This is a genomic window from Chryseosolibacter histidinae, from assembly GCF_018598225.1.
In the GTDB taxonomy this organism is placed as follows: Bacteria; Bacteroidota; Bacteroidia; order Cytophagales; family Cyclobacteriaceae; genus Chryseosolibacter; species Chryseosolibacter histidini.
In genome coordinates this window covers 243,343-250,433 of the sequence record NZ_JAHESF010000009.1, presented here as the reverse complement: position 1 = coordinate 250,433, position 7,091 = coordinate 243,343, and the positions used below count along the sequence as shown (strand labels likewise).

6 protein-coding genes are annotated in these 7,091 nt (G+C 49.9%); 5 read left to right on the top strand and 1 reads right to left on the bottom strand.

Going from position 1 to position 7,091, the window contains the following annotated elements; translation table 11 throughout:
* Positions 1-865 precede the first annotated feature (865 nt).
* Positions 866-1,411, top strand: coding sequence for a tail fiber protein (locus KK083_RS11740; protein ID WP_254163422.1), 546 nt, complete (start codon positions 866-868; stop codon positions 1,409-1,411).
* Between the two features lie 213 nt (positions 1,412-1,624).
* On the opposite strand, the gene KK083_RS11735 is transcribed toward KK083_RS11740, so the two are convergent.
* Entirely contained in the window at positions 1,625-2,395 is a 771-nt protein-coding gene (locus KK083_RS11735) for a class I SAM-dependent methyltransferase (protein ID WP_254163421.1), read from the bottom strand.
* 272 nt (positions 2,396-2,667) lie between these two features.
* Between KK083_RS11735 and KK083_RS11730 the strand changes: the two genes are divergently transcribed.
* From KK083_RS11730 to KK083_RS11715, 4 genes are all read left to right on the top strand, one after another.
* The gene (locus KK083_RS11730) at positions 2,668-3,300 is read left to right on the top strand and encodes an RNA polymerase sigma factor (protein WP_254163420.1); all 633 of its coding nucleotides are present in this window, start codon (positions 2,668-2,670) and stop codon (positions 3,298-3,300) included.
* Entirely contained in the window at positions 3,290-4,147 is an 858-nt protein-coding gene (locus tag KK083_RS11725; protein ID WP_254163419.1) for an anti-sigma factor family protein, read from the top strand. The genes KK083_RS11730 and KK083_RS11725 overlap by 11 nt, the downstream gene beginning before the upstream one ends.
* Positions 4,148-4,325: 178 nt before the next feature.
* Positions 4,326-5,528: a hypothetical protein gene (locus tag KK083_RS11720; protein WP_254163418.1), complete on the top strand. Its 1,203-nt coding sequence runs from the start codon at positions 4,326-4,328 to the stop codon at positions 5,526-5,528.
* Between the two features lie 176 nt (positions 5,529-5,704).
* Positions 5,705-7,084: an efflux RND transporter periplasmic adaptor subunit gene (locus tag KK083_RS11715; RefSeq protein WP_254163417.1), complete on the top strand. Its 1,380-nt coding sequence runs from the start codon at positions 5,705-5,707 to the stop codon at positions 7,082-7,084.
* Positions 7,085-7,091 lie beyond the last annotated feature (7 nt).

Sequence of the window (7,091 nt, the reverse complement as noted above, 5' to 3'; positions counted from 1 at the left end):
CGGCCGGGTGAGCGCGGGGTTTTTTTTGGGGGGCGGCGGCGGCAGACCAGGGATGGGGGGAACGAGTTTGGGGGCTGGGGTCTGACGACTGCATCGGTACCATTGCGCATGCCGTTTGAATCTTAACCCTTAAAAAAAAGCGTGTATATTGCACGCCCGGATATTGTCAAAACAACGAAGAAGTCAGCAATACATCCGGTAATCACACTGCAAATCACTTCAACTTATCAAATCAATGAAATCACTACGGAATCTCTACTGCCTTTGCTTATTGGTATGGGTTACTTCAACTGCCTCAGGTCAACTGTATATACCCGGAACGGTACAGGCTGCCGCCGGAACGACGACTAATGTGGGCGTCGGTACCTCTACTCCGGAAGGAAAATTTACCATTTCGCAAATTGGCAATGGATGGAATGATGGGCTGCGGATAAATCGTGATGCAACAAACTGGCTGACCTTAACAGAAGACGTTTCGGATATACGCCTTAAAAACTGGGGAACCGGTGGAATTTTCTTTTATACTTCTTCCGGACTGGTAACGATTTTGAATAACGGCAACCTGGGCGTTGGAACGGCTGCTCCATCAGCTCCATTGGAAGTCAGGGCCGCCAATAATCCCCTTGGGACCATACGTGTTAATACGCTGGCTTCCGGAGAGTATTCATCGTTCGGCCTATATGAAAATAATGCTAAGCGGTGGGCATTCTATAACCATCCCGGGCAGTCAAATAATTTGGTTTTCGCCAACAAGGACAATCAGGATAAAATTTTCTTTACACAAGATGGAAAAATCGGAATAGGCACTGCCCCTCAGGCACCGATTCATGCTGTAGGAGCTTCGGGTGAAGTAATGAGATTGAGCATGCCGAATACTTATGTGGCCAACGCTGGTCCTGCGCTCGTTTTCTGGAATGGTATAAGCGAAGAACTCGCTTCTATCAGTGGCGTATTCAAAGACAGTAACCAGGGCAATTACGGCAATCTTGTCTTTAAAACGAGAACAAACGACCAGGTGAAACTTGAAACCAAAATGGTTATACTATCCAATGGCAACGTGGGCATTGGAACCAACGAGCCCGGCACCTTCAAACTTGCCGTCAACGGAAAGATCTGGTCTCAGGAAGTGAACATCGCCATGACCAACCCCGGTCCTGACTACGTCTTCGAAAAAGATTATAATCTTCTCTCCCTCGCCGAGCTCGAAGCTTACATCAAAGCCAATAAACACCTGCCCGAAGTTCCGTCAGCAAAGGAGATGGACGCCGAAGGCCTCAACATAAAAGAGATGAACCTGATCCTGCTGAAGAAAGTGGAGGAGCTGACGTTGCATTTGATCGAAGCGAATAAAAAGATCGAAGAGACCAACGAGAAAGTGAAAGCCCTCGAAGAGCGGGTAAAGGATAAGTAGCGAATTCCCCGCTAAGACCGGTATCCTGAGCGAAGCCTGTGGGCAGGAGCTGCGCGGAGCGAAGGATCTCCAGATTACGGAGTGCATACGCTTGGTACTGTGCGCTAATGAGTGTGTAGCGATGATCTGGGGATCCTTCGTTCCCTCAGACCCGCCGCGCTTACCGCCACTCTGGATATCGGTTACTGGGAATGATATAGGTCTTCGTTCGGCCTAAGGCTTGATGCCTTTGTAAATGATCTCTCCATTCACCAGCCCATACCGTTGTCTTTCTTCCGCGGTCTTCTTGTTCACGAACGGATCTTCAATGGCCTTCAGTCCGGCGCGTTCCATGCGCTGCGGATAATCGTTTCCATATTTGCGTACGTGGTCATCCTGCCCGAAAGCCTTTTCACGCGCTTTCGGATCGGTAATGCTGGCGTCTTCGAACGTCTTTTCAGGTACGGGATTGAAAAACGGCACCTGCAGAATAGCGAAGCCTCCCGGCTTCAGCACGCGCCTGATCTCGCGCATGGCCCTGATGTCGTCGTTTACATGCTCCAGCACATGGTTGCAGAGCACGGCGTCAAACGTGTTTTCAGCGAACGGGATGTCATGGATATCCATCTTCACTTTGGCCAGTGGCGATTCGATATCGGCGGTGATGTAACCCGCACCGTGCTGCGCTTCGAAACGTTTGATAAAACACGCTTCGGGAGCAATATGAAGCACTTGTTTTTTGCCACTGAAAAAGTCTGTCTCTTCTTTCAGGTACAGCCAGATGAGGCGATGGCGCTCCAGCGACTGGCAGTTAGGGCATAAGGCATTCGGGCGCGGATTGATCCTCCCGTAAGGTAAAAACTTGCCATACTGCTTGCCGCAAATGGGGCAGGTAACATTGCTGCCGGAATAAAAGAAACCTAATATTTTCAACCCGACTCCCGCCACGCGTTGCAGGTATTTACGCGGAACGTACCGGATGATGAATGCGATCAGTTTTTTCATGCGACGGCAAAGATAAAAAAGTTGCCGGTTACCGGTTGCCGGGTGGCCAGTTTCGGCGAAGCATAGCATTAACAGGGACGGTATTTATACCAAATTGACCCCATTGCTCACACGTCTGAAATCACATACCCTAAACCGGCTAGCTGGCAACTGGCAACCGGTAACCAAAAAAAATCTCCTTGTCTAAAACTATTCCCCCCTCCGTGCCATCTTTATATCATGAAACGGTGAAACTGTCCCGGAAACGGGCGGAAGGGCTGAAAATGGCAGCTATGCATGCAGAAACTCTACTGGACATCGCGATGATGCATTCCGAGACCCTGATCGTAAGGGCCAGGCAGGGAGACCAGGGTGCCCAGGGCAAACTGGTTCAATTGTGGTATAAACGGATCTACAATTTCGGGTACAAATTCTTCCTGGACCACGATCTGGCCATGGAAGTGTCGCAAAAGACCTTTATTTCCATGTGCCGGAACCTGGCGGGTTTACAGGATATTGCCCGTTTCAAGTCGTGGCTTTACAAGATCGCCGTGAACAACTGTCGCGAGGAAGCCCGGAAAAACAAAAACAGCCGCTCGCTTTCCTTTGACCAGGTATGGAACAGGGAAGCCGAAGAATCGCCCGCATGGGAAGGATCGGGCCAGCGGCTTGATAATCCCGAACGGCAGCTGGAGCAGGTTGAGCTCTCCGATATTCTGCAGGAGGCACTGCTGGAACTGAACGAAGAGCAACGTGAAGTGGTGATCATGAAAGAATACGAAGGATTGAAATTCAGGGAGATCGCGGAAGTGCTCAACATTTCTGAGAACACAGTGAAGTCAAGAATGTATTACGGACTTGACGGGCTGAGAAAAATACTGGAAAAGAAGAACATCAATAAAGATACGATCGGCTATGAACTATAAACCAGACGAAAAAGATTGGATGGCTTACCTCTACGGTGAGCTCGAGGGGCAGGAGAAGGAGAAGATAGACCGGTACCTGCTGGAAGATGCTGAAGCCAGGGCGGAGTTCGAGAAGTTTCGCAGGCTGCGTAAAATGATGAGCACGGTGGAAGATCAGGAGGTGATCGCGCCCCCCATTTTTATAGGCGACACACGGCAACGCATGCTCTGGAGCAGCCCTTATTTCAAAACCATTGTGAGCATTGCGGCATCGCTGCTGCTGATCATTCTGGTTGGCAGGATCACGGGTACACGCATCAGCGTTTCGAACCATGAGTTCCGGCTGAGCTTCGGTGAAGAACAGGCGCAACCCATCCGCGAAAGCGCTCCTCCAACACAAGCGCTGACCGCCAGTGAAGTACAGCAGATGATCAATGCATCGCTGAACGAGAACAACCTCGCACAGCAGGCCAGCTGGAAAGAGACGCAGGCAAAGCTGGATGTTTCCATCCGGAGGAACCTGAACGCAAGCTCGGCCCGCATCGATCAGCTTGTACGCCAGGCAGCCACCGCATCGCAGGATCAGATCAGGCAATATGTGTCCACTATCCAGACAGAGAACGCGCAGATGGTGAAAGATTATTTTCAACTGACATCCGGTGAACAGAAAAAATACATTGAAGACCTGCTGGTGGATTTTGCCCAGTATATGCAGCAGCAACACACCAACGATCTGCAGGTAGTACAGACACAGCTCAACAGCCTGCAGCAGAACACGAACATCTTCAAGCAGGAAACGGAGCAGATCCTGACGAGCATTATCACCACCGTTGGGGCGCCGCAGGAGTCGAAGGAGATAAAGAACTGAGACCAGGATTTACAGGATTAAAGGATTTAAAGGATTGATCGGGACCAACGGGATAAAGGATTAACAGGATTAGAGGACTGACAGGATTAAATGCAGGCGGTCCCATAGCAATGCAGAATCGCGCTTATAATATTATAACAGAGATAAATAAAACTTTTAACGACCAATACAGAAGGATATGAAAAAGATGATAAAGATCTGGGTGAGTGGAATACTGGCGTTGTCACTGCACTCGCAGGTTTTAGTAGCTCAGAAAATTGATGAAGAGCGCATGACGCGCGATATTGAAGTGGCGGAGAATGTGCTCGCTACGCTGATCAAGCACGAGGTTAGCCCGGATAAGCGCTACATCGGCATTGATGTGAATGGAAGGTATCAGGAAGGATACGGCGTTACGTTCCGGATCCCCGGAGATTATGCAATGCCCATGGCCTTTTCGATCAGCGGTAACGGTGTGACCGTACGCTCTGGTACTTATTACTACTCCGATGATCAGGCCCCCGTGATCGTGAATGGGATCGGCGAAGTGAAAACGACAAAGCCCAACCCTCCCGCCAAAGAGAAAGAAGATGACGGCTACAAGCTGAAGGAAAAGGTGAAGGAAAAAAGAAGGGTTGTCAATGACAGCCTCCGCGATGAATTCAACAACAGGATGATCAAAGCTTCGAAAGATTTCATTCTCGACTATGGCGACCTCATCAGCCAGCTGGGACCGAATGAAAGGATCGTTGTCACCAACCAGGATGAGCCCGGCAGGTCATGGTACTTCAGGGGACAGCGGACCCACATTTCCGTCGAAGGTACCAAAGCAGATGTTGTTGCTTTCAAACAGGGTAAAGCTACCCGTGAGCAGACCCTTGCCAAGCTGAAAGTGGTGAACACTGAAACCGTGGAGGTGAAAGAACCGGACCTGGAGCTGCTTTCCAGCATCATCAACAGGCTGTATCGCCCTGACCTTTCCAAGACTTATTTCGGTGAAAACAATATCTACTACGAACGCCTCAAGGATTACGGTGTGATCTACTACATGAGGGTTTACAGCAGCAGCGAAGATCGTGACTTCAAACGGTTTTCAATGCCTACCCAGGGGCTGGAAGATATGGATCAGGCCACCCGTAACAAGAAGGTGAAGGAGCTCTATCCCCAGTTTGAGCGTGAGTTCAAGGAGAACATCCTCGAATACGGCCGCACCCTGAAAACACTGGGCGATGAAGAAGTGCTGGTATTTAATATTTCGCTTACCAAATGTGAGGGCTGCGGTATACCCTCAACGTTGGAGCTTGGCATAAAAGGCTCAGTACTGAAGGATCTCAATATGGGTAAGATTGATAAAGCGGCCGGAATGGCAAAATTCTCGGTAAAAAAGGGACCCGTTCAATAACTTTAGGTATAGTATAAACGTTGATGTTGAGAGCGGCTGGCGTATGGCAGGGAGACCTTCACTATACGCCAGCCTTTTATTTTACACTGCGGGGAAGGAAATTATCTCAATGGCTGAAGCAAGTGTAACCATTGCGCTATCTTAGAGTAATCATTTTTTGACCAAATAAAAAAGACATGAAAAGAAACCTGATCATTGGTGCTGGCGTGATAGCTGTGTTGCTTATTGCCTATTTCATCGTGAAGGGCAACAAGTCCGGCGAAGTGGCCGATATCCTGGCCAATGTGAAACGCGGTCCATTCAAGGTGGAGATCGAGACCACGGGGGAGCTGGAGGCCAAAAACTCCGTGAAGATCCTCGGGCCGGCAAGCCTTCGCGATTTCAGGATCTGGCAGGTCACCATTCAGGACATTGTCGATGAGGGAACCGTTGTAAAAAAAGGTGATTGGGTGGCCACCCTCGACCGGTCAGAGTTTCAGAACAGGTTCAATGAAAAACAGATCGAGCTCGAGAAAGCCAATTCGAAATTTGTACAAACACAGCTCGACACCACCCTTCAGCTGCGCCAGTCGCGCGATGAGCTCATCAACCTGAAATATGGTGTGGAAGAAAAAGAGATCATCCTCGAACAATCCAAGTTCGAGCCTCCCGCCACCATCAAACAGGCCGAGATCAACCTCGATAAAGCAAAACGCTCATACGAGCAGGCGCTTGAGAACTACAAGATCAAACGTAACCAGAATGTGGAGAAGATGCGTGAAGTGTCTGCCGAGTTCAGAAAAGTGCGGAACGAGTTCGACGCCATGACCAAGGTGCTCGAAGCGTTCAGGGTTCTGGCTCCCGAAGACGGCATGGTGATCTACGAAAAAGGCTGGGATGGCAAACCGATCAAAGCAGGTTCTCAGATCCAGATGTGGGATCCCAAAGTGGCCATGCTGCCTGACCTGACCAAAATGCTTTCAAAAACTTATGTCAACGAAGTGGATGTGCGCAAGGTGAAAGCGGGACAGAAAGTGGAGATCGGTCTCGATGCCTATCCTGATAAAAAGCTGGCGGGTTTTGTGATCCGCGTAGCCAACGTGGGCGAGCAGCGCCCCAACTCCGATGCCAAGGTGTTCGAGGTTTCCGTGGAGATCAACGGCACCGACCCAACCCTGAGGCCTTCCATGACCACCAGCAACAAAGTGATCGTAAGTGTGAAAGACAGTGTGCTGTACATTCCGCTCGAAAGCCTTCACAGTCATTTCGATTCCATCACCTTCGTGTACAAGAAACAGGGTATCAACACCATCAAGCAGGAAGTGATAGTAGGGGAGACCAACGCCAACGATGCCGTGGTAGTGGGTGGCCTTGAAGAAGGCGACCGTATTTTTCTCTCCGTACCGGATGGCCTCGAAGACAAAGACTTCAGCCTGTTACCTGAAATGAATGGCAAGCGCAAGAAGAAAGAAGAGGAGCAGAAACCTGACGATAGAATAGTGCCTTCAGCGCCGGCATCACCCAGCGTAAAAAATGAAGCGAAGCCAGTGGGCAAGGAAGGAAAGGGAAAAGGTTAACCACTAA

Bases quoted from the DNA above. Each gene is read 5' to 3' on its own strand.
- KK083_RS11740 (WP_254163422.1), top strand. From the start codon at position 866: ATGCCGAATACTTATGTGGCCAACGCTGGTCCTGCGCTCGTTTTCTGG.
- KK083_RS11735 (WP_254163421.1), bottom strand. From the start codon at position 2,395: ATGAAAAAACTGATCGCATTCATCATCCGGTACGTTCCGCGTAAATAC.
- KK083_RS11730 (WP_254163420.1), top strand. From the start codon at position 2,668: ATGCATGCAGAAACTCTACTGGACATCGCGATGATGCATTCCGAGACC.
- KK083_RS11725 (WP_254163419.1), top strand. From the start codon at position 3,290: ATGAACTATAAACCAGACGAAAAAGATTGGATGGCTTACCTCTACGGT.
- KK083_RS11720 (WP_254163418.1), top strand. From the start codon at position 4,326: ATGAAAAAGATGATAAAGATCTGGGTGAGTGGAATACTGGCGTTGTCA.
- KK083_RS11715 (WP_254163417.1), top strand. From the start codon at position 5,705: ATGAAAAGAAACCTGATCATTGGTGCTGGCGTGATAGCTGTGTTGCTT.